The sequence below is a fragment of the Actinomadura sp. 1N219 genome, assembly GCF_044326405.1.
In the GTDB taxonomy this organism is placed as follows: Bacteria; Actinomycetota; Actinomycetes; order Streptosporangiales; family Streptosporangiaceae; genus Spirillospora.
Genome location: NZ_JBIRAY010000010.1, coordinates 51,025 through 76,807, shown reverse-complemented (window position 1 = coordinate 76,807; position 25,783 = coordinate 51,025). Strand labels below are relative to the sequence as shown.

28 protein-coding genes are annotated in these 25,783 nt (G+C 72.9%); 12 read left to right on the top strand and 16 right to left on the bottom strand.

Annotated features, from left to right (window positions below):
• Positions 1-87: 87 nt before the first annotated feature.
• A complete protein-coding gene (locus ACH35V_RS27555) occupies positions 88-1,344 on the top strand; it encodes a hypothetical protein (protein WP_395976435.1) in 1,257 nt (418 codons plus the stop codon).
• A gap of 95 nt (positions 1,345-1,439) precedes the next feature.
• Positions 1,440-1,910 carry a hypothetical protein gene (locus ACH35V_RS27550; RefSeq protein WP_395976433.1) on the top strand — a complete coding sequence of 157 codons (471 nt, stop codon included), beginning with the start codon at positions 1,440-1,442 and terminating at the stop codon, positions 1,908-1,910.
• 14 nt (positions 1,911-1,924) lie between these two features.
• Here ACH35V_RS27550 and ACH35V_RS27545 read toward each other — a convergent pair whose 3' ends face one another.
• Entirely contained in the window at positions 1,925-2,566 is a 642-nt protein-coding gene (locus ACH35V_RS27545; RefSeq protein WP_395976431.1) for a hypothetical protein, read from the bottom strand.
• A 126-nt stretch (positions 2,567-2,692) separates the two neighbouring features.
• Here ACH35V_RS27545 and ACH35V_RS27540 point away from each other — a divergent pair, with 126 nt between their 5' ends.
• Complete coding sequence (locus ACH35V_RS27540) at positions 2,693-3,040, top strand: hypothetical protein (protein ID WP_131963330.1); 348 nt, start codon at positions 2,693-2,695, stop codon at positions 3,038-3,040.
• 34 nt (positions 3,041-3,074) lie between these two features.
• Positions 3,075-4,250, top strand: a complete 1,176-nt coding sequence (locus ACH35V_RS27535) for a winged helix DNA-binding domain-containing protein (protein WP_395976429.1) — start codon at positions 3,075-3,077, stop codon at positions 4,248-4,250.
• A 33-nt stretch (positions 4,251-4,283) separates the two neighbouring features.
• Here ACH35V_RS27535 and ACH35V_RS27530 read toward each other — a convergent pair whose 3' ends face one another.
• Positions 4,284-4,931 carry a hypothetical protein gene (locus tag ACH35V_RS27530; RefSeq protein ID WP_395976427.1) on the bottom strand — a complete coding sequence of 216 codons (648 nt, stop codon included), beginning with the start codon at positions 4,929-4,931 and terminating at the stop codon, positions 4,284-4,286.
• Between the two features lie 155 nt (positions 4,932-5,086).
• On the opposite strand from ACH35V_RS27530, the gene ACH35V_RS27525 reads away from it, so the two are divergent.
• Positions 5,087-6,787, top strand: coding sequence for a CocE/NonD family hydrolase (locus ACH35V_RS27525; RefSeq protein ID WP_395976425.1), 1,701 nt, complete (start codon positions 5,087-5,089; stop codon positions 6,785-6,787).
• A 176-nt stretch (positions 6,788-6,963) separates the two neighbouring features.
• Here ACH35V_RS27525 and hisF read toward each other — a convergent pair whose 3' ends face one another.
• The 8 genes from hisF to ACH35V_RS27485 form a co-directional block, all read right to left on the bottom strand.
• Positions 6,964-7,725: an imidazole glycerol phosphate synthase subunit HisF gene (hisF, locus tag ACH35V_RS27520; RefSeq protein ID WP_395976423.1), complete on the bottom strand. Its 762-nt coding sequence runs from the start codon at positions 7,723-7,725 to the stop codon at positions 6,964-6,966.
• 37 nt (positions 7,726-7,762) lie between these two features.
• Positions 7,763-8,482, bottom strand: coding sequence for a bifunctional 1-(5-phosphoribosyl)-5-((5-phosphoribosylamino)methylideneamino)imidazole-4-carboxamide isomerase/phosphoribosylanthranilate isomerase PriA (gene priA / locus ACH35V_RS27515; protein ID WP_395976421.1), 720 nt, complete (start codon positions 8,480-8,482; stop codon positions 7,763-7,765).
• Positions 8,483-8,517: 35 nt separating this feature from the next.
• Complete coding sequence (gene hisH, locus ACH35V_RS27510) at positions 8,518-9,153, bottom strand: imidazole glycerol phosphate synthase subunit HisH (RefSeq protein WP_395976419.1); 636 nt, start codon at positions 9,151-9,153, stop codon at positions 8,518-8,520.
• Positions 9,150-9,320, bottom strand: coding sequence for a hypothetical protein (locus tag ACH35V_RS27505; RefSeq protein WP_165968861.1), 171 nt, complete (start codon positions 9,318-9,320; stop codon positions 9,150-9,152). The genes hisH and ACH35V_RS27505 overlap by 4 nt, the downstream gene beginning before the upstream one ends.
• 2 nt (positions 9,321-9,322) lie before the next feature.
• Positions 9,323-9,916, bottom strand: coding sequence for an imidazoleglycerol-phosphate dehydratase HisB (gene hisB / locus ACH35V_RS27500; protein WP_395976417.1), 594 nt, complete (start codon positions 9,914-9,916; stop codon positions 9,323-9,325).
• Entirely contained in the window at positions 9,913-11,013 is a 1,101-nt protein-coding gene (locus ACH35V_RS27495; RefSeq protein ID WP_395976415.1) for a histidinol-phosphate transaminase, read from the bottom strand. Before ACH35V_RS27495 ends, hisB begins: the two co-directional genes overlap by 4 nt.
• Entirely contained in the window at positions 11,010-12,317 is a 1,308-nt protein-coding gene (gene hisD / locus ACH35V_RS27490) for a histidinol dehydrogenase (protein WP_395976412.1), read from the bottom strand. Before hisD ends, ACH35V_RS27495 begins: the two co-directional genes overlap by 4 nt.
• A 66-nt stretch (positions 12,318-12,383) precedes the next feature.
• Positions 12,384-13,199, bottom strand: a complete 816-nt coding sequence (locus ACH35V_RS27485; RefSeq protein WP_395976409.1) for a PhzF family phenazine biosynthesis protein — start codon at positions 13,197-13,199, stop codon at positions 12,384-12,386.
• Positions 13,200-13,329: 130 nt separating this feature from the next.
• Here ACH35V_RS27485 and ACH35V_RS27480 point away from each other — a divergent pair, with 130 nt between their 5' ends.
• Positions 13,330-13,992, top strand: a complete 663-nt coding sequence (locus ACH35V_RS27480; protein WP_395976407.1) for an LON peptidase substrate-binding domain-containing protein — start codon at positions 13,330-13,332, stop codon at positions 13,990-13,992.
• A gap of 43 nt (positions 13,993-14,035) precedes the next feature.
• Entirely contained in the window at positions 14,036-14,527 is a 492-nt protein-coding gene (gene ybaK, locus ACH35V_RS27475) for a Cys-tRNA(Pro) deacylase (protein WP_395976405.1), read from the top strand.
• Here the strand turns inward: ybaK and ACH35V_RS27470 are convergent.
• Entirely contained in the window at positions 14,411-15,028 is a 618-nt protein-coding gene (locus tag ACH35V_RS27470) for a hypothetical protein (RefSeq protein WP_395976403.1), read from the bottom strand. The two genes, ybaK and ACH35V_RS27470, sit on opposite strands and share 117 nt — an antisense overlap.
• A 98-nt stretch (positions 15,029-15,126) precedes the next feature.
• Between ACH35V_RS27470 and ACH35V_RS27465 the strand changes: the two genes are divergently transcribed.
• Together ACH35V_RS27465 and ACH35V_RS27460 are read left to right on the top strand one after the other, a co-directional pair.
• Positions 15,127-15,837, top strand: coding sequence for a DUF6882 domain-containing protein (locus ACH35V_RS27465; protein WP_395976401.1), 711 nt, complete (start codon positions 15,127-15,129; stop codon positions 15,835-15,837).
• Between the two features lie 207 nt (positions 15,838-16,044).
• A complete protein-coding gene (locus ACH35V_RS27460; RefSeq protein WP_395976399.1) occupies positions 16,045-16,935 on the top strand; it encodes an LLM class flavin-dependent oxidoreductase in 891 nt (296 codons plus the stop codon).
• Positions 16,936-16,942: 7 nt separating this feature from the next.
• On the opposite strand, the gene dnaE is transcribed toward ACH35V_RS27460, so the two are convergent.
• Entirely contained in the window at positions 16,943-20,473 is a 3,531-nt protein-coding gene (gene dnaE, locus ACH35V_RS27455) for a DNA polymerase III subunit alpha (RefSeq protein WP_395976397.1), read from the bottom strand.
• 126 nt (positions 20,474-20,599) lie between these two features.
• Complete coding sequence (locus tag ACH35V_RS27450; RefSeq protein ID WP_395976395.1) at positions 20,600-21,472, bottom strand: AraC family transcriptional regulator; 873 nt, start codon at positions 21,470-21,472, stop codon at positions 20,600-20,602.
• Positions 21,473-21,740: 268 nt separating this feature from the next.
• Here ACH35V_RS27450 and ACH35V_RS27445 point away from each other — a divergent pair, with 268 nt between their 5' ends.
• From ACH35V_RS27445 to ACH35V_RS27435, 3 genes are all read left to right on the top strand, one after another.
• Positions 21,741-22,109 (top strand): chorismate mutase, encoded by a 369-nt coding sequence (locus ACH35V_RS27445; protein WP_395976393.1) that lies wholly within the window; start codon positions 21,741-21,743, stop codon positions 22,107-22,109.
• Between the two features lie 74 nt (positions 22,110-22,183).
• The gene (locus ACH35V_RS27440; RefSeq protein ID WP_395976391.1) at positions 22,184-22,957 is read left to right on the top strand and encodes an AzlC family ABC transporter permease; all 774 of its coding nucleotides are present in this window, start codon (positions 22,184-22,186) and stop codon (positions 22,955-22,957) included.
• Entirely contained in the window at positions 22,954-23,265 is a 312-nt protein-coding gene (locus ACH35V_RS27435; protein ID WP_395976389.1) for an AzlD domain-containing protein, read from the top strand. Before ACH35V_RS27440 ends, ACH35V_RS27435 begins: the two co-directional genes overlap by 4 nt.
• A gap of 26 nt (positions 23,266-23,291) precedes the next feature.
• Here ACH35V_RS27435 and ACH35V_RS27430 read toward each other — a convergent pair whose 3' ends face one another.
• From ACH35V_RS27430 to ACH35V_RS27420, 3 genes are all read right to left on the bottom strand, one after another.
• Complete coding sequence (locus tag ACH35V_RS27430) at positions 23,292-24,224, bottom strand: RluA family pseudouridine synthase (RefSeq protein WP_395976387.1); 933 nt, start codon at positions 24,222-24,224, stop codon at positions 23,292-23,294.
• Positions 24,224-24,835, bottom strand: a complete 612-nt coding sequence (lspA, locus tag ACH35V_RS27425; RefSeq protein WP_395976385.1) for a signal peptidase II — start codon at positions 24,833-24,835, stop codon at positions 24,224-24,226. The genes ACH35V_RS27430 and lspA overlap by 1 nt, the downstream gene beginning before the upstream one ends.
• Positions 24,836-24,903: 68 nt before the next feature.
• Entirely contained in the window at positions 24,904-25,284 is a 381-nt protein-coding gene (locus tag ACH35V_RS27420) for a TraR/DksA family transcriptional regulator (RefSeq protein WP_230421292.1), read from the bottom strand.
• Between the last annotated feature and the right edge of the window lie 499 nt (positions 25,285-25,783).

Genomic DNA, 25,783 nt, shown 5'->3' with positions numbered 1-25,783 from the left:
TCCGCGAGGCGGAAAGAAGCCGTTCCGCTGCGAAGACTCCAGCTAAAGCACTTGCCCGTTATCTGGTCTCGTGCGCATTCTGGCGGGGTGAGCAACGAGGTCGTGTTGGAATCGGCGGGCACGCTGCACGGTCAGCTGCAGCGAGGGCTCGGGAGGGCCGCGCGGCGCGCGGCGGACAGGCCCGGTGCGGGCGAGTACGTCTACGACTGCATCCGGCGTGATCCACGGTGGGACCGCCAGTGCGAGTCACGGCGGCTGTACTACGCCCGGTTGATGGTCGATCTCGAAATGCCGTCGGGGCCGGTGGCGGCGCATCTGTTCGACCCGTCCGACCAGGCCGACGCCGACGAGTGGCGGGTCGATCTGGCGCTGGGCGTCCTGGCGGACCTGGTGCGGCTGAGCCGGCGGGAGGCGGCGGCGTCGCTGCGGCGGTACGCCGAGGAGGGCGCGCAGTGGTTCGACGCCGTCGAGGAGCTGATCGATCTTGAGGACCCCGCACTGACCGTAGGTTTGGACGAGCTGGTCGCCGCACGCTGCGACGAGTCGGATCTGGCGCTGCTGATCCCGGCGCACCACAATCCGGTGATCGAGTCGTGGGCCACGCGGCAGCCGCGGATAGCCGAGGCCCTGGCGCGCCAGCGGGAGGCCGGGCGGGCAGCGCGCCGGGCGATGGTCGCCGCCCCCGGACGGGACGCGCAGAGCGAGGCGGAGCTGCTGGACGTGGCCAGGCGCCGCGGCGAGGGCGCCATCGGGGCGATCTTCGAGCTGGGCCGCCGCCGGACGCTCGCGCTGCTCGACCTGGCGGAGGAGCTGCTGCCGCAGCGGCCGAGCCGGTACGGCGGGGCGGTGTGCCGGGCACTGCGCGAATACGGCCCGGAGACGCTGCCGCGGGCGCGGGCGTGGGCGACGCAGCGCGGCGGCTGCGAGGACATGGGGCTGAGCATCCTCGCCCGCTACGGCACCCGCCAGGACGTCCCGCTGCTGATGGACGAGCTGAACGTGGCCCTGGACCGGCGCGAGTGGCGTGCCGCCGCCAGCCCGATCGAGGGGCTCGGACGGCTCCGCGCGGGCGAGGCCGTCCCCTTGCTGAAATCCGCTTGGACCGAATCGACGTACGCGTTCTTGAGACCCAGAATCCTGGCCGCGCTGACGAGAACGGCCCCGCACACGGCCGAGTCCTACACCGTCGAAGGGCTGTGGGACTGCGAGGAAGGCGTCCGGCTGGAGGCGGCGCAGTTCGCGCCGCTCACCCGCGAGACGGAGATCCGCCTGCAACGGCTGCATCACGACACGTCCGAGGAACCTGGCGTCCGCGCTGCCGCCGCCGCCCGCCTCGTGACCTGAACCTGGACGGTCACCTGAACGCTCGGATGAACCCCGCCGGGGCGGGATGCGTATTCACCACCCGAATCGCGCATCTCACCCCCGGAGGAAGAGCGATGGTTTCCCGACACCACCTGCGCCTGACCAGACCCGCATTGCTGTGCGCCGCGGCGGTGGCGCTGCCGCTGCCGGCCGGCTGCTCCGCGATCTCGGACGCGACGTCCGGCGGCAAGAGCGATGAGGGCAAGGTCGCGAAGCCGGCCAGCCTGACGCAGCTCGCCCAGCAGACCAGCTGCTCGCTGACCGGCCAGCGGAAGGTGAAGGACCTGGAGCAGGGGAACTGCAAGAACGCTCAGGGACGCTACGTCCTGCTCAGCTTCACCACCGACCAGGGCATGAACACCTGGCTGCACGAGGCCAAGCCGTGGGGCGGCGTGTACCTGGTGGGGGCGCGCTGGGTGGTGGTGAGCCAGGAGCCGACCCTGCAGACGCTCCGCAAGGACCTGGGCGGCAAGATCGTCCACGGCGACAACCACGGCGGCGGCGGGAGCGGCGGCGGGGCGAGCCACGGGACGGGCCACGGCTGACACGGCCCTGATCCCTAGCCGCCGGTCCGGGCCTCGGACTCCTGCTCGTCCTGGCCGCGCACCAGGAGGACGCCCCAGCGTTCGAGCGCGGGGCCGGTGCGCGCCAGGATCCGGCGCGCGGCCAGCCCGCGGCCGATCATGCCCGGATGGAGCAGCGGATGGCCGGGCCCGTCGACGACGACCCGGACGGCCGCGACCGGGCGGTTCCCGGCCCGAGCCGCGACCACGGCGGACTCCATGTCCGCCGCCCGCGCGCCCTGCGCCGCCCAGATCGCCCGCTCCTTCCCGCGGACGACGTGGTCGGTGGTCACCAGCGGCCCGACCTGCACGCTCAGGCCGTCCCGGATGAGCTCCTCGGCGAGCAGCCGCGGCGCGCTACAAGGCACCGGCCCAGCGCCTGGCCCGGAGCCGCGGATCTCGTCGGCCACCAGGACGTCCCCGGGCCGCAGCCGTTCGTCGAGCGCGCCGCCGAAGCCGACGACGACGAGCGCCGCGCAGGCGTCCGGCAGCCGGTCGGCATGGCGGGCGCGGTAGCCGACGACCACGACGGGCGTCCGGACGAGGCCGCGCCGGACCGCGCGGGCCTCCAGGCCCAGCGCCGCGCACACCACCGGCCCCACCATCGGCCGCGACTCCTCGGCCTCGTCACTGGTCACCGGTCCAGCGAAACACGGCGGCAGCGGAAGATCCAGTTCCGTCACCGCGCGGTACTACATCCGCCGCCCGCGGATCCGCCTCGGGGAGGGCGCCGCAGATGGGAGCGTGCCCCTAGACTCCCCGGCATGACCTCCTTTCCCGTTCGGCGGAAGCTGGCCGTCCTGCCGTTCATCCTGCTCCCCCTCGGGGCCCTGGCCGCGTGCAGCGGCGAGGGCACCAACGCCACGACCGACTGCGGCGTGAACTCCTGCACGGTGACGTTCGACCGCGGCGTCGACGCGAGCGCCTCCATCCTCGGCATCAAGGCCGAGCTGGTGAAGGTCGAGGGCCAGCTGGTCACGCTCAAGATCGCCGGGCAGACGGTGACGGTGCCCGCCGGGGAGGGCGAGCAGGCCGAGGGGTTCGACGTCTCGGTCCAGTCCGTCACCAAGGACAAGGTCGTCGTCAAGATCTCCGGCGGCGGGGGCGGCTGACGGCCGGCCGGGACGGACGCGCTAGGCTTCGCTCATGCGTTCGATGACCGTGGCGGAGCGCCGCGCCCGGCTCGGTGTCCGGCACCGGCTGTCCCCCGCGGCAAGGACGGACGACGTCCCCGACATCGCGCGGTCGCTGGTGGTGCTGCACGCCACCGACCCGGCGACCGTGTTCCTGTCCGTCGCGGCCCGCAGCGTCGCCGCCGTCCCGGCCGCGCTGGAGCGGGCCCTGTACGACGACCGCACGCTGCTGCGGATGCTCGCGATGCGCCGGACGATGTTCGTCGCGCCCGTCGAGCTCGTCCCGGTGCTGCAGGCGTCCACGGCGAACTCGCTGGCCGCCAAGCAGCGCGCCGCCTACTCCCGCATGATCGAGCGCGGCACCGACATCCCCGACGTGCCCGCCTGGTTCGCGGAGGTCGAGAAGGCCGCGCACGCGGCGCTGCTGGCGCGCGGCGAGGCGACGGGCGCGCAGCTCAGCGCCGACGAGCCCCGGCTGCGGACGCAGATCGACCCGGCGCCCGGCAAGTCCTACTCCAGGCCCACGAACATCACCACGTGGATCCTGGTCACGCTCGGCTGCGAGGGCCTCGTCGTCCGCGGGCGCCCGAACGGGTCATGGATCAGCAGCCAGTACAAGTGGTCGCCGGTCGAGGCGTGGCTGCCCGGCGGCATCGAGGAGATCCCGGCCGGGGAGGCCCGCGCCGAGCTCGTCCGCCGCTGGCTGCGCGCGTTCGGCCCCGCCCCGGTCTCCGACCTGAAGTGGTGGACGGGCTGGAACGCCGGCGACGTCAAGAAGGCCCTCGCGCTGCTCGACGTCACCGAGGTCGACCTCGGCGGCGGCACCGGGCTCGTCCTGTCCGACGACCTGGAGCCGGAGCCCGTGCCCGAGCCGTGGGCGGCGCTGCTGCCCGCCCTCGACCCGACGCCGATGGGCTGGCAGGAGCGCGGCTGGTTCCTCGGCGACCACGGCCCGCGGCTGTTCGACCGGAACGGCAACATCGGCCCGTCCGTCTGGTGGGACGGCCGGATCGTCGGCGGCTGGGCCCAGCGCAAGGACGGCGAGATCGCCGTCCGCGTCCTGGAGGACGTCGGCGCCGACGCGCACGCCGCGATCGAGCGGGAGGCGGCGCGCATGTCCGCCTGGTACGGCGACGTCCGCGCGATACCCCGGTTCCGGACGCCGCTGGAACGCGAACTCACGTCCTGACGCGCGGCCCGCCCGGATGATCGCCGGGTTCGGTCAGTAGCCGTACGGGGGCTTGCCGGCTGGGAAGGCTGCAGCGGCGGCGGCCCGGCGTTTGGCGCCGCCGCGCCGGACGAGGGTGACCGTGAACGCGATCACCGCGACCGCCCCGAACCCCAGCGCGGCCAGGAGGGCGAGGCCGAGATACCCGTGGACGGTGTCGTCCGGCGTCACCCGGACGGGCCCGTCGGTGCCGCGGCAGGTGAGCAGCGCCGTCCCGGAGACGGGCGCCTCGAACGAGGCCGTGTAGCGGTACGACGGGTGCTCGGACGCGCTCCAGGAGTTCTTCCGCGTCAGCTGGATCGGCCCGGACCGGTCGCCCACATTGACCGAGCACGCGAACGGCGACGCGCCGCCGGTGCGGACGTACAGGAAGTATCCGTACCCGCGCGACAGCTCGATCGTCACCCCCGCGACAGGGTCACCGGACGCCGACGGCCCGTTCGCGGCCTCTGAGTCGTCCCAGAGGAACGCGACCATCGTGAAGAACCCGATGGCGGCCACCAGGACCAGGATGATCGGCAGGGCGTACCAGCCGGCGGACGGCCTGATCGGCGGCGCGGGACCCCACGACGGCCCCGGCCCGCCCGGCTGGCCCGGCCCCGTGGGCGGCGGGCCCATCGGCGGGTTGGACCCGGGCCACATGTGTCCCCCCTGCGCAGCCGGTTGTACAGAACGCCACCATTCCAGACAAACCCAACAATCCGCCAGCGACGCCCCGGCGGGCGCCCCGGCGATTGCAGGCCGCGGGAGCGGTTACCTTACTAGGGAGTAGCGAACACGGCGGAGACGGAGGCGGCATGGCGCCCTGGGACCGACTGACCGCTTCCTGGGACCGGCTGCCCGCACCGCCGATCAAGCTCCCCCTCCCCCTCGGCCTCCCCCACGGGCTGGCCCGGTACACCGTCCAGCGCGACCTGCTGGTGACCATGCCGGACGGCGTGACGCTGCTCGCCGACCGGTACGTCCCGTCCGGGGTCGAGCGCCCGCCCACGATCCTCGTGCGGACCCCCTACGGGCGGCGGGGCCCGGCGGCCCTGGCCAACGGGCTGCTGTTCGTCCCGTTCGGGTTCCAGCTCGTGGTGCAGAGCGCGCGCGGGACGTCCGGGTCCGGCGGCGAGTTCGACCCCCTCGGCCGCGAACGCGACGACGGGCTGGCGACCGTCGAATGGCTGAAGCGCCAGCCCTGGTTCCACGGCACGTTCGGCACCTTCGGGCCCAGCTACCTGGGCTACTCGGCGTGGGCGATCGCGGCGGCGGCCGGTCCCGAGCTGAAGGCGATGTCGCTGCAGATCACCGCGTCGTCGTTCCGGGACGCCGCCTACGTGGGCGGATCGTTCGCGCTGGAGTCCGCGCTCACCTGGACGGACCTCACGCACCGGCAGCGCAGGCCGCTCGGCATGCTCACCGCGCCGCTGACGTCCCGGCGCCGCGCCGTCCGCGCCGCGCGGTCCGGCCAACCCCTGTCCGAGCTGGACGTCCTCGCCGGCGGCCGGCCGATGCGCTTCTACCAGGACCTCCTCGCCGGCCACACGGGCGAGAACGGGTACTGGGACGACCGCGACTTCAGCGGCACGGTCGGGGACGTCACCGCGCCCGTCACCCTCCTCGGCGGCTGGTACGACGTGTTCCTGCCCTGGCAGATCAAGGACTACCTCGCGCTGCGCGCCGCCGGGCAGACCCCGTACCTGACCATCGGGCCCTGGTGGCACACCGACCCCCGGCACGGCCTGGTGACGGTCCGCGAGTCCCTCGCCTGGTTCCGCGCGCACCTGCTCGGCGACACGTCCGGGCTGCGCCGCGACCCCGTCCGCGTCTACGTCACCGGCGCCCGCGAATGGCGGCACTACCGCGACTGGCCGCCGCCCGGGACGCGCCAGGTCTCGTGGCACCTGCACGCGGGCGGCGGCCTCGGCGAGGACGGCCCGCAGGACGCCCCCGCGAGCACCTACCGCTTCGACCCGGCCCGCCCGACGCCCGCGCTCGGCGGCCCGACCGTGCTCGGCAGCTCCCGGCCGGTCGACAACCGGCCGCTGGAGCGGCGCGACGACGTGCTCGTCTTCACCTCCCCCGCCCTCGACGCCGACCTGGACGTGATCGGCCCGGTCGGCGCGGACCTGTTCGTCCGGTCCGACCGGGAGCACACCGACTTCGTCGTCCGGCTCTGCGACGTCGCGCCGGACGGGACGTCCCGCAACGTCTGCGAAGGCGGCCTGCGCCTGCCCGCCGCCGCGGAGAAGCCCGTCGGGACTGACGGCGTCCGCCGCATCGGCGTCGACCTGTGGCCGACCGGGCACCGGTTCGCGCGCGGGCACCGCGTCCGCGTCCACGTCACCAGCGGCGCCCACCCGAAGGTCGCCGCGAACCCCGGCACCGGCGAGCCCCTCGCCACCGCGACCCGCATGGTCACGGCCCACCAGGAGGTCTTCCACGACCCCGACCGCCCGTCCGCGATCATCCTGCCCTGCTTGCCTGCGGCGCCCTCCTCCTTCGGGCCCTAGGGGCCCTCCATCGTCGGGCGCCGCGTGCGATCGCTGCATCGCTCCGTCTCGCCTGGCGGCTCGCTGCGCGATCAGGTTTCTCGCAAGCTCGAAACCTGCCTTCGGACGCGATCGCGACGATCGAGGTCGGTGCGTGGTTGCGGTGGTGGCCGGGGTAAGCGCGTCCGGGAACGGTCTCAGCGGACGGGGGCGCCCGCGTCCCGGAGGGCGGACTTGACGTCGGAGATCTTCAGTTCGCCGAAGTGGAAGACGCTGGCGGCGAGGACGGCGTCCGCGCCCGCGGCCACGGCGGGCGCGAAGTGCTCCACCGCACCGGCGCCGCCGCTGGCGATCACCGGCACGGTCACCGCCCCCCGGACGCGGCGCAGCATCTCCAGGTCGAAGCCCTCCTTGGTGCCGTCGGCGTCCATGGAGTTCAGCAGGATCTCGCCGACGCCCAGCTCCTGGCCGCGCCGCGCCCACTCGACCGCGTCGATGCCGGTGCCCTTGCGGCCGCCGTGCGTGGTGACCTCGAAGCCGGACGGCGTCCCGTCCCCGCGGCGGGCGTCCACCGACAGGACGACGCACTGCGACCCGAACCGGTGCGCGGCCTCCCGCAGGAACTCGGGGCGCGCGATCGCGGCGGTGTTGACGGAGACCTTGTCGGCGCCCGCGCGCAGCAGCCGGTCGATGTCGTCGACGGTGCGGACGCCGCCGCCGACCGTGAGCGGGATGAACACCTGCTCGGCGGTGCGCCGGACGACGTCGTAGGTCGTGGAGCGGTCGGCGCTGGACGCGGTGATGTCCAGGAACGTCAGCTCGTCGGCGCCCTCGGCGTCGTACCGGCGGGCCAGCTCGACGGGGTCGCCGGCGTCCCGCAGGTTCTGGAAGTTGACGCCCTTGACCACGCGCCCGGCGTCGACGTCCAGGCACGGGATCACCCGCACTGCGACCGTCATCTCACGGCCTCCCCGCTCATTTCACGGCCTCCCCCGCTCATTTCACGGTCTCCAGGGCCTCTTCGAGTGTGAACGCCTGCGCGTAGAGGGCCTTTCCGACGATCGCGCCCTCGACGCCGTCGGAGACGAGCCCGGCGAGGGCGCGCAGATCGTCCAGGGACGAGACGCCGCCGGACGCGATCACCGGCTTGTCCGTCCGGGAGCAGACCTCGCGGAGCAGGCCGGTGTTGGGGCCGCGGAGCGTGCCGTCCTTGGTGACGTCGGTGACCACGTAGCGGGGGCAGCCGTCGTCCTCCAGGCGGGCGAGGACCTCCCACAGGTCGCCGCCCTCCCGCGTCCAGCCGCGGGCGGCGAGCGTGGTGCCGCGCACGTCGAGGCCGACCGCGATCCGCTCGCCGTGCGAGGCGATGATCTTCCGGCACCAGGCGGGGTCCTCCAGCGCGGCGGTGCCGATGTTGACGCGGGCGCAGCCGGTGGCGAGGGCCGCGTCCAGGGACGCGTCGTCGCGGATGCCGCCGGACAGCTCCACCTTCACGTCCAGCCGCCCGGTGACCTCGGCGAGGAGCTCCCGGTTGGAGCCGCGCCCGAACGCGGCGTCCAGGTCGACCAGATGGATCCACTCCGCGCCCGCGCGCTGCCAGGCGAGCGCCGCCTCCAGCGGCGATCCGTAGGAGGTCTCGGTGCCGGCCTCGCCCTGGACCAGGCGGACGGCCTGGCCGCCTGCGACGTCGACGGCGGGAAGGAGCGTCAAGGACATGCGGAAACCCTATCGAGGCAGATGGAAGGGAAGGCTCAGCTGAGCGTGGCCAGCCAGTTGCGGAGGAGTTCGGCCCCCGCGTCTCCGGACTTCTCCGGATGGAACTGCGCGGCGCACAGCGGGCCGTTCTCGACGGCGGCGACGAACCGGTCGCCGTGCTCGGCCCACGTGACCAGCGGCGGCGCGATGACGCCGGTCGGGTCGGGCTCCAGGTCCCAGCTGCGGGCCGCGTAGGAGTGGACGAAGTAGAACCGCGCGTCCTCCAGCCCTCGGAAGAGCACCGAGCCCTCGGGGACGTCGACGGTGTTCCAGCCCATGTGCGGGACGACCGGCGCGTCGAGCCGGTCGACCGTGCCCGGCCACTCGTCGCAGCCCTCGGCGGTGACGCCGTGCTCGATGCCCTTGGTGAACAGGATCTGCATGCCGACGCAAATGCCGAGGACGGGCCGTCCACCGGCCAGGCGGCGGCCGATGATCTGGTCGCCGCGCACCGAGCGGAGGCCCGCCATGCACGCCGCGAACGCGCCCACGCCGGGGACGACGAGGCCGTCGGCGGCGAGCGCGGCGTCCCAGTCGGCGGTGACGATCACGTCCGCGCCCGCGCGGGCGACGGCGCGTTCGGCGGAGCGCAGGTTCCCGGACCCGTAGTCCAGGATGACGATCCTGCTCACAGCCACATCACGCCTCCGGTGAAGGCGAGCGCGGCGAGGACGAGCACGATCAGCGCGGCGATCTTCAGGCCCTGCTTGACGAAGCTGTACACGCCCGCCAGCAGGAACAGCGCCACCGCGAAGACCGCGACGTTGCCGTAGGTGAAGTGCAGGTCACCGATGTCCACGGCTACAGCGCCCCCTTCGTGGACGGGATGCCGTGCACCTTCGGGTCGAGGGCCACGGCGTCGCGCAGCGCGCGGGCGAGGGCCTTGAACTGCGCCTCGACGATGTGGTGCGCGTTCCGCCCGTACGGGACGTGGACGTGCAGCGCGATCCGCGCGTTCGACACGAACGACTCGAAGATGTGCCGGGTCATCGTGGTGTCGTACTCGGGGCCGATCATCGGGGCCATGCCGTCCGGCTCGACGTGGACGAGGTAGGGGCGGCCGGAGACGTCCACGGTGACCTGCGCGAGCGCCTCGTCCAGCGGGACGGACGCGTCCGCGAACCGGTGGATCCCGGACTTGTCGCCGAGCGCCTCCCGGAACGCCTGGCCGAGCGCGATCGCGGTGTCCTCGATCGTGTGGTGGCTGTCGATGTGCAGGTCGCCGGTGGTCTTGACGGTCAGGTCGAACGACCCGTGCTTGCCGAGCTGGGACAGCATGTGGTCGAAGAACCCCACGCCGGTCGCCACGTCGACCTGCCCGGTGCCGTCCAGGTCGATCTCGACGAGGACCTGCGTCTCGCCGGTCCCGCGTTCGACTCGTCCCTTGCGCGTCACAGACTCTCCTTCAGTGCTTCCTTTAGTGCGGTGCGGAAGGCGGCCATCTCCTCCGGGGTTCCGACGCTGACCCGCAGCCACTCGGGCGGCCCCACCTCCCGGATCAGCACGCCGCGTCCCAGCAGGGCCTCCCAGACCTTCCGGCGGTCGGGGAACGTCCCGAACAGGACGAAGTTGGCGTCGGAATCGGCCACCCGGAACCCCTCGCCGCGCAGCCAGGCTACGAGATCGTCGCGGCCGCGGCGCAACGCGTCGACGCCGCCGAGCAGCTCCTCGCCGTGGGCGAGGGCGGTGCGCGCGACGGCCTGGGTGACGGCCGACAGGTGGTACGGGAGCCGGACGAGCAGCAGCGCCTCGACCACGGCGGGGTCGGCGGCGAGGTAGCCGAGCCGTGCCCCGGCCATCGCGAACGCCTTGGACATCGTCCGGGTGACGATCAGGCGCGGGCGGCCGTCCAGCAGCGTCAGCGCGGACGGCGTCTCCTTGCGGCGGAACTCCGCGTACGCCTCGTCCACGACGACCATGCCGGGCGCGACGTCCAGCACCGCCTCGATCGCCGCCAGCGGCAGCGCGGTGCCGGTCGGGTTGTTCGGCGAGGTCAGGAACACGATGTCGGGACGGTGCTCCTCGACGGCCGCGATCGCGCGGGCGGGGTCGATGCCGAAGTCCTCGTCGCGGAAGGCGTTCACCCAGCGCGTCCCGGACACCCCGGTGATGATCGGGTGCATCGAGTAGGACGGCTCGAAGCCGAGCGCGGTGCGGCCCGTCCCGCCGAACGCCTGCAGGATCTGCTGGATGATCTCGTTGGATCCGTTCGCCGCCCATACGCGGCGCGTGGTGAGGCCGGCTCCTGGCGTGTCGGCGTTCAGGAACGCGGCGAGGTCCTCGCGGAGCGCGACGGCGTCCCGGTCGGGGTAGCGGTTCAGGGTGCCGGCGACGTCCATGGCCGCCTCGCCGATCGCCTTCACGAGCCGCTCGGACGGCGGGTACGGGTTCTCGTTGGTGTTCAGCGCGTACGGGACGTCCAGCTGCGGCGCGCCGTAGGGCTCACGGCCGCGCAGGTCGTCGCGCAGGGGCAGATCGCCGAGCGAGGTCACGACGGGACCTCCCAGTCGAAGCGGGCCTTCAGGGCGGAGCCGTGGGCGGGCAGGTCTTCGGCCTCGGCGAGCGCGACGACGCGGGCGGTGGCCTCGGCGAGCGCGTCGCGGTCGTACTCGACGACGTGGACGCCGCGCAGGAACGTCTGGACCGACAGCCCGGAGGAGTGGCACGCGCACCCCCCGGTCGGCAGGACGTGGTTGGACCCGGCCAGGTAGTCGCCGAGCGACACCGGCGCGTGCCGTCCCACGAAGATCGCCCCGGCGTTGCGGACGCGGGCCGCGACGGCGGGCGCGTCGGCGGTGTGGATCTCCAGGTGCTCGGCGGCGTAGGCGTCCACGACCTTCAGGCCGTCCTCGACGGAGTCGACCAGGACGATCCCGGACTGCCGCCCGGCGAGCGCCTCGGTGATCCGCTCGGTGTGCCGGGTGCGGGCGACCTGCGCCTTCAGCTCGGTCTCGACCTCGTCGGCCAGCCGCACCGAGTCGGTGACCAGGACGGCCGCGGCGAGCGTGTCGTGCTCGGCCTGGCTGATCAGGTCGGCGGCGACGTCCACCGGGTCCGCGGTCGCGTCGGCGAGGATCGCGATCTCGGTCGGGCCGGCCTCGGCGTCGATGCCGATCACGCCCTTGAGCAGCCGCTTCGCGGCGGCGACGTACACGTTGCCGGGCCCGGTGACCAGGTCGGCGCGGCGGCACTCGTCGGTGCCGTAGGCGAACATCGCGATCGCCTGCGCGCCGCCCGCGGCGTGCACCTCGTCCACGCCGAGCAGCGCGCACGCGGCCAGGATCGCCGGGTGCGGCAGGCCGCCGAACTCGCGCTGCGGCGGCGAGGTCACGGCGAGGGACTCGACGCCCGCCTCCTGCGCGGGCACGACGTTCATGACGACGCTGGACGGGTACACGGCCCGCCCGCCCGGCACGTACAGCCCGACGCGCCCGACCGGGATCCAGCGCTCGGTGACGGTCCCTCCAGGCACGACCTGCGTGGTGACGTCGGTGCGCCGCTGATCGCGGTGGACGAGGCGCGCGCGCCGGATGCTCTCCTCCAGCGCGTCCCGGACGGCCGGGTCGAGCTCGGCGAGCGCCCGGTGGACGGTCTCGACCGGAACGCGGGTGCCGTCCAGCTCGACCCCGTCGAACGCCTTCGTGTACTCCCGTACCGCGGCCGAGCCGCGATGGCGCACGCCGTCGCAGATGGGCCGCACCTTGTCCAGGGCGGCCTCGACGTCGAGCTCGGCGCGGGGCAGCACGGAGCGCGGATCGCCGGGCAGCGAGCCGCGCAGGTCGATACGGGAAATCACCCGTCCAGTCTACGGAGTGCCCTGCGCCCCTCGCGCACCGTCTCACGTGCCGAGATGCCCCGTGTCTCAGACGCGCAGCTCGCCGTCCAGGACGGTGACGGCAGCCCCGGACAGGACGACCCGGTCGCCGCGCACCGCGACGTGTACGTCCCCGCCGCGCGCCGACGCCTGGTGCCCGGTCAGCGTGTCGCGGCCGAGGCGCCGCGCCCAGTGCGGGCCCAGGGCGCAGTGGGCCGAGCCGGTGACCGGGTCCTCCGCGTCGCCGGGCAGGACGCGCGGCGCGAAGAACCGGGACACGAAGTCGTGCTCCCGCCCCTCGCCCGCCGCGGCCGTGACGATCACGCCGCGGGCGTCGATCTCCGCCAGCGCCCGGATATCGGGGGCGATCTCGCGGACGGCGGACTCGTCCTCGACGTCGACGATCAGGTCGTCCTGGACGTTCCGCCCGACCGCGGCCACCGGGACGCCGAGCGCCTCGGCCAGGCCGTCCGGCACGACGTCGACGGGCTCGGGCGGGCAGGCCGGGAAGTCCATGGACAGCCGTCCGGTCTCGTCCCGGGTGACGGTGAGGACGCCGCTCCTCATCGTCCGGAACCTGATGGGGCCGCCGGACGCGACCGCCCCGGTCTCGTAGAGCGCGTGGGCGGAGGCCATCGTGGCGTGGCCGCACAGCGCGACCTCCATGACCGGCGTGAACCAGCGAAGCTCGTAGTCCGCTTCCGGCTCTTCGACCGGCCGGACGAACGCGGTCTCGGAGTGGTTCATCTCGGCGGCGACCCGCTGCATCCACCCCGGATCGGCGGCGTCGGGCAGCAGGCACACGCCGGCGGGGTTCCCGGCGAACGGGCGGTCGGTGAAGGCGTCCACGACGAGCATCCTCATGGCGCCGACGCTACCGGCGATGACATCCGCTTCACACTATGAAAAATCACCCCTTACCAAGATCATCGACCAGGACGTAGGCTGGCGCGGAAGGCGCTTTCCCGGCGGCGCCCAGGACCGTGGAGAGAGAGTGACCGAGCGGCTCGCCCTGTTCCCCCTGGGCACCGTGCTGTTCCCCGGCCTGGTGCTTCCCCTGCACCTGTTCGAGGACCGCTACCTCAGCCTGATCGGCGATCTCCTGGAACGTCCCGAGCCGCGCGGCTTCGGCGTCGTCGGCATCGAGCTCGGCCACGAGGTCGGCGAGGGCGCCGCGCACCGCCTCGCCGAGATCGGCTGCGTCGCCGAGCTGCGGGACGCGCGGCCGCACCCGGACGGCCGGTACGACATCGTCACGGTCGGCGCCCGCCGCTTCCGGCTCAAGGAGCTGGACCGCTCGCGCCCCTATCTGCAGGGCGAGGTGGAGTTCCTCACCGAGGACCCGGGCACCGATCCCGGGCCCGTCGCGCTGCGCGTCCGGCGGTTGTTCCGGCTGTACCGGCACCGGCTGACCGCCGCCGGCGCCGGCTCGTTCGAGAAGGGCGAGCCGCCCGAGGACCCGGTCGCCCTGTCGTACGTGATCGCGGCGTCGCTCATCCTGGACGGGCACGAGAAGCAGCGGCTGCTGGAGTGCGACGACGCGACGCTGCGCCTGGAGGCCGAGCGCGACCTGCTGGTCAGGGAGAACCGCATCCTGGACGTCCTCCCGATGATCCCCGCCGGCCAGTTCCTGGACGGGTCGTTCAACGCGAACTGACCCCTGGCAGCGCGACCTGACCCCCGCACGGCAGACTGCCCCCATGAGCAAGGCGAAAGGCAGCACGGGCACCCCGGCGACGGTCGCCGCCGCCGACGCGAAGATCGAGTTCACGCTGCACACCTACGAGCCGGACCCGAACGCCGAGTCCTACGGGGAGGCGGCGGCCGACGCCCTCGGGATCCCGCACGGCCAGATCTTCAAGACGCTGCTCGCGGAGGTCGACGGGCGGCTCGTCGTCGGCGTCGTCCCGGTGTCGTCCAGCCTCGACCTGAAGGCGCTCGCGGCGGCGGCCGGGGGCAAGAAGGCGCGGATGGCCGAGCCGCGCGACGCCGAGCGCGCCACCGGCTACGTCGTCGGCGGGATCAGCCCGCTGGGGCAGCGCAGGCGGCTGCCGACGGTGATCGACGAGTCGGTGTCAGCGCTCGCGACCGTCTACGTCTCGGCCGGCCGGCGCGGACTGCAGATCGAGCTCGTCCCCGCCGATCTCGTCCGCCTCACCGGCGCCAGCCTCGCCGCCGTCGCCCGCGGGTAGCCGCCGGAGGATCAGCTCCAGCAGCCCGTAGGCGGCGACCGCGGGCAGGGCCCAGAACACGAGGACGCCCTTGGCTCGCAGATCGGCGACGCCGGTCACGGTGGTGCCGTCGCGCGCGGTCTTGACGGCGTCCTGGAAGTCATCGAGCCCGATCATGTGGCCGGTCTTCCAGGCGAGGAAGGCCGCGGCGCCGCCGCCGACGGCCAGCCCGAGCAGCAGCGCGATGTCGTCGCCCCGTCCGCGCGCCAGATATCCGGCGACGCCGCACAGCAGACCCGCGACGAGGGCGATCAGGGCGAACCGGGCGTCGATCCCGATCGGGCCTTGACCTTCCGGTTCGGCCAGCAACGGCTCACCCTGGACTATTACGTATGTCACCTCGGGGATGGTCTTGGCCCACAGCACCCCCGCGAGCGGGCCCGGCAGCGTCACGATGGCGGCGGTCACCGCCCAGGTCACCAAGAACCTCATCGCCGAGAGCCGCCCGGTGGGTCCCCGCACCTCGTACGCTCCTCGTTGAAGAGTCCTCTGACAGCGAAAAGCCTAGCCTGTCCGATAAGGCCCGCGATCGGCCCGACCACTGGGATAATGTGCCCGACATGTCCGGATTCAGCCCCGCGTTCGAACGCCTCGGCGCCGCCCTGGCGGCCGTCGTCCTGCAGCAGCAGGAGACGCTCGCCGAGTTCCTTCCGCGCGAGGACTGGAGCGCCGACCTGACCGCACGGACCTATTCCAGCGGCGGCGTCACCGTCCGGGTGTCCCTGCTCGGCAGCTACGCCGCGCGGGAACGCACCTGGCTGTGGGGCTGGGCGAACCCGCAGTTCGGCGACGCGCACCCCGCCGTCACCCCGACCCTCGTCATCCGGACGGTCGGCGAGCGGCTCGGCATCACCGAGTTCACCACGCCCGAGGTCGACCTGTCCTGGTACGAGGGGCCCGCCGGGCACGGCGGCGAGCTGATGGCGATGGCCGCGGGCGGCGTCCTCGGCGGCGCCGGCTACATCGGCGCCGGCTACGACGGCGGCTCCGCCTACCTGCACGTCGACGACCCGCAGGCCCCGCCCGCCCGGTGGGACCCGATCCCGCTCCCCCGCATCCTGACCAGCGCGACGAGCCTGTTCCCGCACGAGCCGCGCCTGACGCTCGCCGGCTTCCTGTCCCGGCACCGCGTCCCGTACCGCCAGACCGACCTGCAAACCGAGGCCCTCCTCCCCGGCGGCGCCACAGCCCGCGCCCGCTTCGACGGCCTGGGCCGCTTCGTCGACTGGCATTCTGAGCTTATTGCGGTGTCCTCCTCCTTCGGGCCCTAGGGGCCCTCCATCGTCGGACACCGCGCGCGATCGCTGCATCGCTTCGACTCGCCTGGCGGCTCGCTGCGCGATCAGGTTTCTCGCAGGCTCGAAACCTGCCTTCGGACGCGATCGCGACGGTTTGGGTTGCTGCGTGGTTGCGGCGGTGGCTGATGTCCGTAGCGCTACTGATTCGGCCTTGGTCGCGGGCTCGATAGCTTGAATCGCATGATCTACCGATTCGGTGTGCAGCTCAGTCCGTCCGCCGCGGGGCTGGGCGAGGTCCGCGCGCTCGCCCGTCTTGCCGATCGGGACGGGCTCGATCTGCTCGGCGTCCAGGATCATCCGTACGCGGCCGACCAGGCCGACACGTTCGCGCTCATCGCGACGCTGCTCGCCGACACCGAGCGGCTTCGGGTGTTCCCGGACGTGGCGAGCCTGCCGCTGCGGGGACCAGCCGTCCTGGCCAAGCAGGCCGCGACGCTCGACCTGCTCAGCGGGGGCCGGTTCGAGCTCGCGCTCGGCGCCGGGGCGTTCTGGCCCGCGATCTCCGCGATGGGCGGCCCGCACCGGACGGCCGGGGAGGCGCTCCGGGCGCTGGAGGAGGCCATCGAGATCATCCGGGCGATGTGGCGGCCGGGCGAGACGGTCAAGGTCAGCGGGACGCACTACACGGTCAAGGGCGTCCACGCGGGGCCCGCCCCCGCGCATCCGGTCGGGATCTGGCTCGGCAGCGTCGGGCCGAAGGCGCTCGCGCTCACGGGACGCGTCGGGGACGGGTGGGCAGCGCCGATCCCGCACTACCTGCCGTACGAGGCGTGGCGCGGGGCGCAGGACGTCATCACCCGCGCCGCCGAGGACGCCGGGCGCGACCCGTCCGCCATCACCCGGATCGCCCAGCTCGTCGGCCACGTCACCGATGGCCCGGCCGGCGTCCGGCTCCAGGGCGAGGAGCCCGTCCGCACGGACGCCGTGGGATGGGCCCGCGTACTGGCCGGGCTCGCCACCGAGACCGGTTTCGACACGTTCGTGTACTGGCCGGAAAGCGGCGACGAGACGCAACTTCGTCGTTGGACGCAGGAGGTCGTCCCCGCGACGCGCGCCCTTCTCGACGCCTGACCCCTGGTCAGCCCAGGCAGGACGGGCCCAGGAGTTGCTTCAGGTCGCCCATCAGCGCGGGGGACGGGGCGACGCGGAGCTTGTCGTCCAGGCGGACGACCGTGGTGCGCGGGCCGTTCTGGACGTGCAGGTGCACCTCGGACCGGCCGGGATGGGTGATCAGGACTTCCTTCAGGCGGGAGACCGTCGGGGGCGTGCAGCGGCCGAGCGGCATCGTGACCGAGAACGGGCCGGTCGCGTCGGTGATCGTCAGGTCGGGCTGGGTGACCTCCATCGCGATGATCTTCGCGACGTCCTCGCGGCGGTCCAGCTTGCCCTTGACGATCAGGATCGCGTCCTCGGCGAGGAGCGTGGAGCACAGCTGGTAGGACGACGGGAAGCACAGCACCTCGATGGAGCCCCCGAGGTCCTCCAGCTGGAACATCGCCCACGAGTTGCCCTGCTTGGTGACCTTGCGCTGCAGGCCCGACAGGAGCCCGGCGATGACCACGATCTGGCCGTCGGGGCGCTCGCCCTCGTTCAGGACGGCGATCGTGCAGTCGGCCTCGCGTTCCAGGATGTGCTCGACGCCAAGGAGCGGGTGGTCGGAGACGTACAGGCCGAGCATCTCGCGCTCGAAGGCCAGCAGGGTCGTCTTGTCCCACTCCTCGCCTTCGGGGATGGCGACGGCGAACGCGTCGTCGCCGCTGTCGTCCTCCAGGGCGCCGAAGAGGGAGTCCTGGCCGACGGCCTCCTTGCGCTTGATGTCGATGACGGAGTCGATGGCCTGCTCGTGCACCATCAGCAGCGCCTTGCGCTGGTGGCCGAGCTCGTCGAACGCGCCCGCCTTGATCAGCGACTCCACGACCCGCTTGTTGCAGACGATCGGCGGGACCTTGTTGAGGAAGTCGTTGAAGTCGGTGTAGGCGCCCTTCTCCTTGCGGGCGGCGACGATGCCGTCCACCACGTTGGTGCCGACGTTGCGGACGGCCGACAGCCCGAACCTGATCTCGGTGTCGCCCAGCGGGGTGAAGTCGGCCTCGGACGTGTTGACGTCCGGCGGCAGGACCTTCAGCCCCATCCGGCGGCATTCGGACAGGTAGAGGGCGCTCTTGTCCTTGTCGTCGCCGACGGACGTCAGCAGCCCCGCCATGTACTCGGCCGGGTAGTTCGCCTTGAGGTAGGCCGTCCAGTAGGAGACCAGGCCGTACGCGGCGGAGTGCGCCTTGTTGAAGGCGTAGTCGGAGAACGGGACGAGGATGTCCCACAGCGTCTTGACGGCCTCCTTGGAGAAGCCGTTGTCGACCATGCCCTGCTCGAAGCCGACGAACTGGGCGTCCAGCTCCGCCTTCTTCTTCTTGCCCATGACGCGGCGGAGCAGATCCGCTTTGCCGAGCGTGTAGCCCGCCACCTTCTGCGCGATCGCCATCACCTGCTCCTGATAGACGATCAGGCCGTAGGTGGTGTCGAGGATCTCCCTGAGCGGCTCCTCCAGCTCCGGGTGGATCGGGGTGATCTGCTGCTGGCCGTTCTTGCGGAGCGCGTAGTTGGTGTGGGAGTTCGCGCCCATCGGGCCCGGCCGGTACAGGGCGCCGACGGCGGAGATGTCCTCGAAGTTGTCGGGCTTCATCAGCCGCAGCAGCGACCGCATCGGGCCGCCGTCGAACTGGAACACGCCGAGGGTGTCGCCGCGGGCGAGGAGGTCGTAGGTCGGCTGGTCGTCCAGCGGGAGGGCGAGCAGGTCGACGGCCACGCCCTTGTTCTTCTCGATGCCGCGGAGCGCGTCGTCGATGATCGTCAGGTTGCGCAGGCCCAGGAAGTCCATCTTCAGCAGGCCGAGCGTCTCGCAGGTCGGGTAGTCGAACTGCGTGATGATCGCGCCGTCGGCGTCCCGGCGCATGATCGGGACGTGGTCGGTGATCGTCTCACCGGACATGATGACGCCGGCGGCGTGCACGCCGGTCTGGCGGATCAGGCCCTCCAGGCCCTGCGCCAGGTCGACGGTCTGCTTGACGTCGGGCTCTTCCTCGTACAGCCTGCGCAGCTCGCCCGCCTCGCCGTGGCGGGGGTGCTTGTCGTCGAAGATGCCCGACAGCGGGATGTCCTTGCCCATCACGGTGGGCGGGAACGCCTTGGAGATCCGGTCGCCGAGCGCGTACGGGAAGCCGAGGACGCGGCCCGCGTCCTTGATCGCGGCCTTCGCCTTGATGGTGCCGAAGGTGGCGATGAACGAGACCTTGTCGGCGCCCCACTTCTCGGTCGTGTACTTGATGACCTCGGCGCGCCGGTCTTCAGGGAAGTCGATGTCGATGTCGGGCATGGACGCGCGTTCGGGGTTCAGGAACCGCTCGAAGATCAGCCCGTGCGGGATCGGGTCGAGGTCGGTGATGCCCATCGCGTACGCGACCAGCGAGCCCGCCGCGGACCCCCGGCCGGGGCCGACTAGGATGCCGTTCTCCTTGGCCCACATGATGAAGTCGGCGACGACGAGGAAGTACGACGGGTACCCCTTGCCGAGGATGACGCCCATCTCGTACTCGGCCTGCTCCTTGTACCCGTCGGGCAGGCCGTCCGGGAAGCGGCGCTCCAGGCCCTTCCAGACCTCCTTGCGGAACCAGCTCTCCTCCGTCTCGCCCTCGGGGACGGGGAAGCGGGGGCTGAGGTCCTTGTACTCGAACATGCCGTCCGACTCGACCCGCTCGGCGATGAGCAGCGTGTTCCGGCAGCCCTCGGCCCAGATGTCGGACGAGTCGATCGCGCGCATCTCGTCGGCGGTCTTCAGGTAGTAGCCGCTGCCGTCGAACCGGAACCGGTCGGGGTCGGCGAGCTGCTTGCCGACCTGGACGCACAGGAGCGCGTCGTGCGCGGTCGCCTCCGACTCGTGCGTGTAGTGCGAGTCGTTGGTGACGACCGGCGGGATGTCGAGCTTCTTCCCGATCTCGATGAGCCCCTCGCGGACGCGGCGCTCGATCTCCAGGCCGTGGTCCATCAGCTCAAGGAAGTAGTTCTCCTTGCCGAGGATCTCCTGGAAGTTGGCGGCGGCCTTGAGCGCCTCGTCGAACTGGCCGAGCCGCAGCCGCGTCTGGACCTTGCCGGACGGGCACCCGGTCGTGGCCATGATGCCGTCGGAGTGCTCGGCGAGGAGCTCCTCGTCCATCCGGGCGTACTTGAAGACGAAGCCCTCGGTGTAGGCGCGGCTGGACAGCTTGAACAGGTTGTGCAGGCCCGCCCTGTTCCGCGCCCACAGCGTCATGTGGTTGATCAGGCCGCCGCCGGAGACGTCGTCGCGCTTCTGGCTCGGCTCGCCCCACTGGACCTTCTTCTTGTGGTACCGGGACTCGGGCGCCATGTACGCCTCGATCCCGATGATCGGCGTGACCCCGGCCGCGGTCGCCTGCTTGTGGAAGTCGTAGGCGCCGTGCATGTTGCCGTGGTCGGTCATGGCGATCGCCGGCATCTTCTGCCGGCCGACCTCGTCGAACATCTGCTTCAGCCGAGCGGCCCCGTCCAGCATGGAGTACTCGGTATGAACGTGCAGGTGAACGAAAGAGTCGGCCATGCCTGCTGCGCCTCCTGCTCGTCGCATGCGAACGCGCACGTACCTGGCGGATACGTGTCGGCGTATCGGTCCCGGGGGAAGATCGTCGACCCGGCGGGGGCGCCGGGGCGACGCGGTCCTGAGAGCCTAACTCTCCCGCGCGGCCGGGCGCGCCCCGACGCGCCCAATCGTCCGGGCACTACGGTAGGCGCCCGGAGGGACACCCAGCGTGCGCTTGAAATGGCGGGTCAGGTGGGCCTGGTCGGCGAAGCCGGTGCGGGCCGCGACGTCCGCCGGGCGCAGGCCCTCGTCCAGCAGGACGCGCGCCTCCCGCACCCGCACCTGGTTGAGGTAGGCGTGCGGCGGCAGGCCGACGGTGTCGCGGAAGGCCCGCAGCAGCGGGAACGGGCGGGTGCCGACGGCCTCGGCCAGCTCGTCCAGGGACGGCGGGCCGAGGAGGCTCGCGTGCAGGATCTCGCGGGCCTCGCGGACGGCGCGCGGCATCCCCCACGCCCCGCCGGACGCGTCGCCCCGCCGGATGTCGTGGGCGTGCCGGGTGAGCAGGCCCGTCAGCGCCGTCCTGAGCATGGTGGACGCCGCCAGCGCGTCGCCCTTCTCCCCCGCCCGGTGGACGGCTCGCAGCAGATCGGCGGCGGCGGGGTCGTCCACGACGGGGTCCGGGAACACGGGCGTGCCGGGCCGCGCGCCCAGCTCGGCGGCCACGCCGGCGACGACGTCGACCGGCGGGTAGATCACCCGGTACGCCCAGCCCTCCGGCGCGCCCGCGTGCCCGCCGTGCACGACGCCCGGGTTGACCACGACGATCGAGCCGGGCCCGGCGCGCTGGACGCCGCCCGGATGCTCGAACTCCTCCACGCCCGCGTCGATGACGCCGAACACGTAGCCGTCGTGAGCGTGCCGGTTGAACCGGTGCGTCACGAAGCGGGCGCGCAGCAGATCGACCTCGGGGAGCGCCGGATGGCGGTAATAGTGCGCGACCTCTTCCCCCATATCGGACATGTTATCCGCGCGTCCCAACAGGCGAGATGATCTTTCCGCCGTTTGACGGGCCCCGGCGGTCACCGCATACGATCGGGTCCGTGGAACGTCGTCGCTTCAGGTTTACGCAGCCGGCTCCGGGCGAGCCGGCCGCCGCCGCGACCTGAGCGACGACCCCGGAGCCGGCAAGGCAGAGCCCCGCAGCGGGCTCTGCCTTTTCTGTTGACCAGAGCGGCCCGGGCACGGATCCCCCTGCGCGACGCGGCCGCCGCACGAGAGGGAACCCGACATGCACGACCAGGTCATCGACCCCGTGGAGGGCGCCGCGGCCTGCCCGGCCTGCGGCCGGGCAGGGGCGGGCGGCGAGCTGCGCGTCCCGCTGCCGTCCGCCGGGGACATCGGCACGCTCGGCGAGGCCAGGGCCGCGATCGACGGGCTCGACGCCGCCCTGGCCACCCTGCTGGAGCACCGCGCCGCGGTCGCCGCCGCCGTCCAGCGGCTCAAGCCGGTCGGCGGCTTCGCCGGGCGCGACCCGGCGCGCGAGCGGCAGATCGTCGAGGCGATGGCGGCGCACGCCCCGTCCCTCGGCCCCGACCGCCTCGCCCGCATCATGACGGCGGTCATCGAGGCCGGGCTCGACGCCGCCGAGAAGCGGTGACCGCTGAGCCCCGCTGCGAGGCGGTGCAAGAACGTTCAAGATTGCGGGGCGCGCCCGTCCGTAGCGTGGACGCCATGAGCGTCACCGAGGCCGAGGAGGTGGGCGCGCCGGACGAGGGCGCGCGGACGTCCGCCGCCGTGCGGGACGGGCTGGGCGTCGGGATCGCGGTCGGCATGTCCGGGCTCGCGTTCGGGGCGGCGGCCGTCACGTCCGGGCTGGGCGTCGCGCAGGCGTGCGTGCTGAGCCTGCTGGCGTTCACGGGCGCGTCCCAGTTCGCGCTGGCCGGGGTGATCGGCGGGGGCGGCGGGCTGGTCGCCGGGTCGCTGGGCGCGGTGCTGCTCGGCGGGCGCAACGCCCTGTACGGGATGCGGCTCGCGGACACGCTGCGCGTGCGGGGCTGGCGGCGCCTCCTCGCGGCGCAGGCCGTCATCGACGAGACCACCGCCGTCGCCACCGCGCAGGACGGGCGGGCGGCGGCCCGCGCCGGTTTCTACACCACGGCGATCAGCCTCTACGTGACCTGGAACGGCTCCACGCTGCTGGGCGCCGCGGGCGCGGCGCGGCTCGGCGACCCGGAGGCCATCGGGCTCGACGTCCTCGGCCCGGCCGCGTTCCTCGCGCTGCTCTGGCCGCGGCTGCACCCCGTTCGGACGAGTGGCGTGGGGGGTCGTCCCCCCACAGGGAGCAGAGTGCGGAGCGAGGTGCGGGTCGCTTTGATCGCGGCGGTGATCGCGATCGCGGCGACGCCGCTGCTGCCGCCCGGCGTGCCGGTCATGCTGGCCGCCGTCGCCGCGCTGCCCGCCCTGATCAGGAAGGACGGGGACACCGCGGACGGGAGGGCGCCGTGAGCGCGTGGGTCGCGGTGATCGCCACCGGGCTCGGCTGCTACGCGCTGAAGCTCGGCGGGCTCGTCACTCCGCAGCGGGTCCTGGACGACCCGCGGGTGCGCAGGTTCACCGAACTCGTCCCGGTGGCGCTGCTGACCGCGCTGATCGCCGTCCAGGCACTAGCCGACGGCAGGACGCTGGAGTTCGACGCCGCCCGAATGGCGGGCCTGGGCGCGGCCGTCGTCGCGCTCCTGCTGCGCGCGCCGTTCCTCGTGGTGCTGGTCGTCGCCGCGGGCGTCGCCGCCGGGCTGCGCCTGCTCGGCCTCTGACCGCGTCCGCCCTGGTCCCGCCCCGGTTACGACTCGGCCTGGACGATCTCCAGGGCCTCGGCCAGGTCGTCCGGGTACGGGCTCTCGAACTCCACGTACTCGCCGCTCCCCGGGTGCTCGAAACCGAGCCGGGCCGCGTGCAGCCACTGCCGCCGCAGCCCGAGACGCGCCGACAGCGTCGGATCGGCCCCGTACAGCAGGTCGCCGACGCACGGATGCCGGATCGCCGCCATGTGCACCCGGATCTGGTGGGTGCGGCCCGTCTCCAGGTCGATGTCGAGCAGCGTCGCCGCGCGGAACGCCTCGACGGTGTCGTAGTGCGTCACCGACGGCCTGCCGCCCGCCACGACCGCGAACCGGCCGCCGCCGGACGGATGCCGGTCGATGGGCGCGTCGACCGTCCCGCGGAACGGGTCGGGGTGGCCCTGCACGAGCGCCTGGTACCGCTTGTCGACGCGGCGTTCCTTGAACGCCCGCTTGAGCCGCGAGTACGCGGCCTCGCTCTTGGCCACGACCATCGCGCCGGTGGTGTTGGCGTCCAGCCGGTGCACGATGCCCTGCCGCTCGGACGCGCCGCTGGTCGCGATCGTGTGCCCGGCCCCGAGCAGCCCGCCGAGGACGGTCGGGCCCGTCCAGCCGGTCGTGGGGTGGGCCGCGACGCCGATCGGCTTGTTCACCACGACGATGTCGTCGTCCTCGTACAGGACGGCCATACCGGGGACCGGCTCCGCGACGGGCGCGGGCGGTGCGGGCGGCGGCGGCAGCGTCACCTCCAGCCAGGCGCCGGCGTGCAGCCGCTCGGACTTGGTCGCCACGGCGGCGCCGTCCAGCAGGACGTCGCCGGCGGCGATGATGTCGGCGGCGCTGCCCCGCGACAGGCCGAACAGCCGCGACAGCGCGCTGTCGACCCGCTCGCCTTCGAGACCGTCCGGGACGTGGAGGCTCCGCACGTCCCCCATCACGACTTCTCCTCCGAGGCCGGCGCGTCGCCCGCCTCGATCTCGGGCTCGGGCTCGGGCTCGGGCTCGGGCTCGGGTGCGGATTCCGCCTTCGGCCTCGGCTCCGGCTCTCGCTCCGGCTCGGGCTCCGCGGCGGCGTCGTCCTTGCCGGTGATGCGCGTCCCGTCGACCTGGAGGCCGCGCGCCGCCAGCAGGACGGCCAGGACGCCCCCGCAGACGATCGCCGAGTCGGCCAGGTTGAACACCGGGAAGTTCGGCACCTGGATCCAGTCGACGACATGGCCCTTCAGCGGCGCGGGCTCCCGCAGCATCCGGTCGATGAGGTTGCCGACCGCCCCGCCGAGCAGCAGCCCCAGGCAGATCGCCCAGGGCACGCTCCGCAGGTTGCGGGCGGTGCGCAGGATCGCCACCACCACGCCGCAGGCGATCAGGGTGAAGACGATCGTGTAGCCGGTGCCGATCGAGAACGCGGCGCCGCTGTTTCGGGTCTCGCGCAGCGTCAGCAGGCCGCCGAGCAGCCGGATCGGCTCCTCGTCCTGCAGCGTCGCCACGACGACGATCTTGGACACGATGTCGGCGGTGAGCGCGGCCAGCGCCACGGCGACCAGCACGCCGACGCGGCGCGGCCGAGGAGATCCCGTGGATTCCTCGGCCCCGCCCTCTGGGTTCGTTGAGTCGCTCAGCGACGTTCCTCGCGTTGTTTGCATGTCACACACAGGGTCGCACGCGGGAAGACCTGGAGGCGCGCCTTGCCGATCGGCCTGGTGCACGACTCGCAGATCCCGTACGTGCCGGTGTCCATCCGCTGGACGGCCCGCTCGATCTGGGCGAGCAGGTCCTGTGAATTGTAGGACAGCGCCAGCTCGTGCTCGCGCTCGTAGGTCTTGGCGCCCGCGTCGGCCTGGTCGTCACCCGCGCCGTCGCTGGAGTCGCCCTCCGCGATCTGGCTCGCGGACGCCGCGATCTCGGTCCGCAGCGCCTCGATCTGCTCCTGCAGCCCGGCCCTGACCTCGGCCAGCTCCGCGGCCGTCCACTGGTGCTCCCCCTCGCGGACCGGCAGCGCGGCCGCCGTCGCCGGAGCTCTCCGCCCGGCCGGCTTCGCCTTGGCTGCCTTCCCCGCCTTGGCCGCCTTCGCGGGACCGCGCCTCGCGGGCTTGGCGGGCTTGGCGGCCGGGCTCTTCGCGGCGGGCTTCTTGGCCGCGGACGGCCTCGGCCCCCGTGTCGTCTTTCCAGCGGGCGGCTCCTGGACGGGCTGTGCGCCCCTCTTCGCGCCGGCCATGTCGGCCCCCCTCGCGCTGATCGCCTCGACGGGCAGTGCGGGCAGCATAAGTCCCCTTTCTCGGGCGCGGCAAACAGCCTGGGCTGCGTTACCGACGGCTTATGCCCGGTCGCCGATCGCCTGGAAACCCCAGCCCCGCGCAGGAGATCGCAAAGGAACGCCACGGTCCCCCGGAGGGTCTGGACGGGACGAAAACGGGAAGAGGTCGTGGCCCGCGTGCGTTACAGTCGGGACGAGAAGTCGTATCGGCAGGCACTGAAGGGGACACCTGCCGCCGCAC

Coding starts and splice junctions, on each gene's coding strand:
- ACH35V_RS27550 (WP_395976433.1), top strand. CDS start 1,440: ATGGTTTCCCGACACCACCTGCGCCTGACCAGACCCGCATTGCTGTGC.
- ACH35V_RS27540 (WP_131963330.1), top strand. CDS start 2,693: ATGACCTCCTTTCCCGTTCGGCGGAAGCTGGCCGTCCTGCCGTTCATC.
- ACH35V_RS27535 (WP_395976429.1), top strand. CDS start 3,075: ATGCGTTCGATGACCGTGGCGGAGCGCCGCGCCCGGCTCGGTGTCCGG.
- ACH35V_RS27530 (WP_395976427.1), bottom strand. CDS start 4,931: ATGTGGCCCGGGTCCAACCCGCCGATGGGCCCGCCGCCCACGGGGCCG.
- ACH35V_RS27525 (WP_395976425.1), top strand. CDS start 5,087: ATGGCGCCCTGGGACCGACTGACCGCTTCCTGGGACCGGCTGCCCGCA.
- hisF (WP_395976423.1), bottom strand. CDS start 7,725: ATGACGGTCGCAGTGCGGGTGATCCCGTGCCTGGACGTCGACGCCGGG.
- priA (WP_395976421.1), bottom strand. CDS start 8,482: ATGTCCTTGACGCTCCTTCCCGCCGTCGACGTCGCAGGCGGCCAGGCC.
- ACH35V_RS27485 (WP_395976409.1), bottom strand. CDS start 13,199: ATGAGGATGCTCGTCGTGGACGCCTTCACCGACCGCCCGTTCGCCGGG.
- ybaK (WP_395976405.1), top strand. CDS start 14,036: ATGAGCAAGGCGAAAGGCAGCACGGGCACCCCGGCGACGGTCGCCGCC.
- ACH35V_RS27465 (WP_395976401.1), top strand. CDS start 15,127: ATGTCCGGATTCAGCCCCGCGTTCGAACGCCTCGGCGCCGCCCTGGCG.
- ACH35V_RS27460 (WP_395976399.1), top strand. CDS start 16,045: ATGATCTACCGATTCGGTGTGCAGCTCAGTCCGTCCGCCGCGGGGCTG.
- dnaE (WP_395976397.1), bottom strand. CDS start 20,473: ATGGCCGACTCTTTCGTTCACCTGCACGTTCATACCGAGTACTCCATG.
- ACH35V_RS27450 (WP_395976395.1), bottom strand. CDS start 21,472: ATGTCCGATATGGGGGAAGAGGTCGCGCACTATTACCGCCATCCGGCG.
- ACH35V_RS27445 (WP_395976393.1), top strand. CDS start 21,741: ATGCACGACCAGGTCATCGACCCCGTGGAGGGCGCCGCGGCCTGCCCG.
- ACH35V_RS27440 (WP_395976391.1), top strand. CDS start 22,184: ATGAGCGTCACCGAGGCCGAGGAGGTGGGCGCGCCGGACGAGGGCGCG.
- ACH35V_RS27430 (WP_395976387.1), bottom strand. CDS start 24,224: ATGGGGGACGTGCGGAGCCTCCACGTCCCGGACGGTCTCGAAGGCGAG.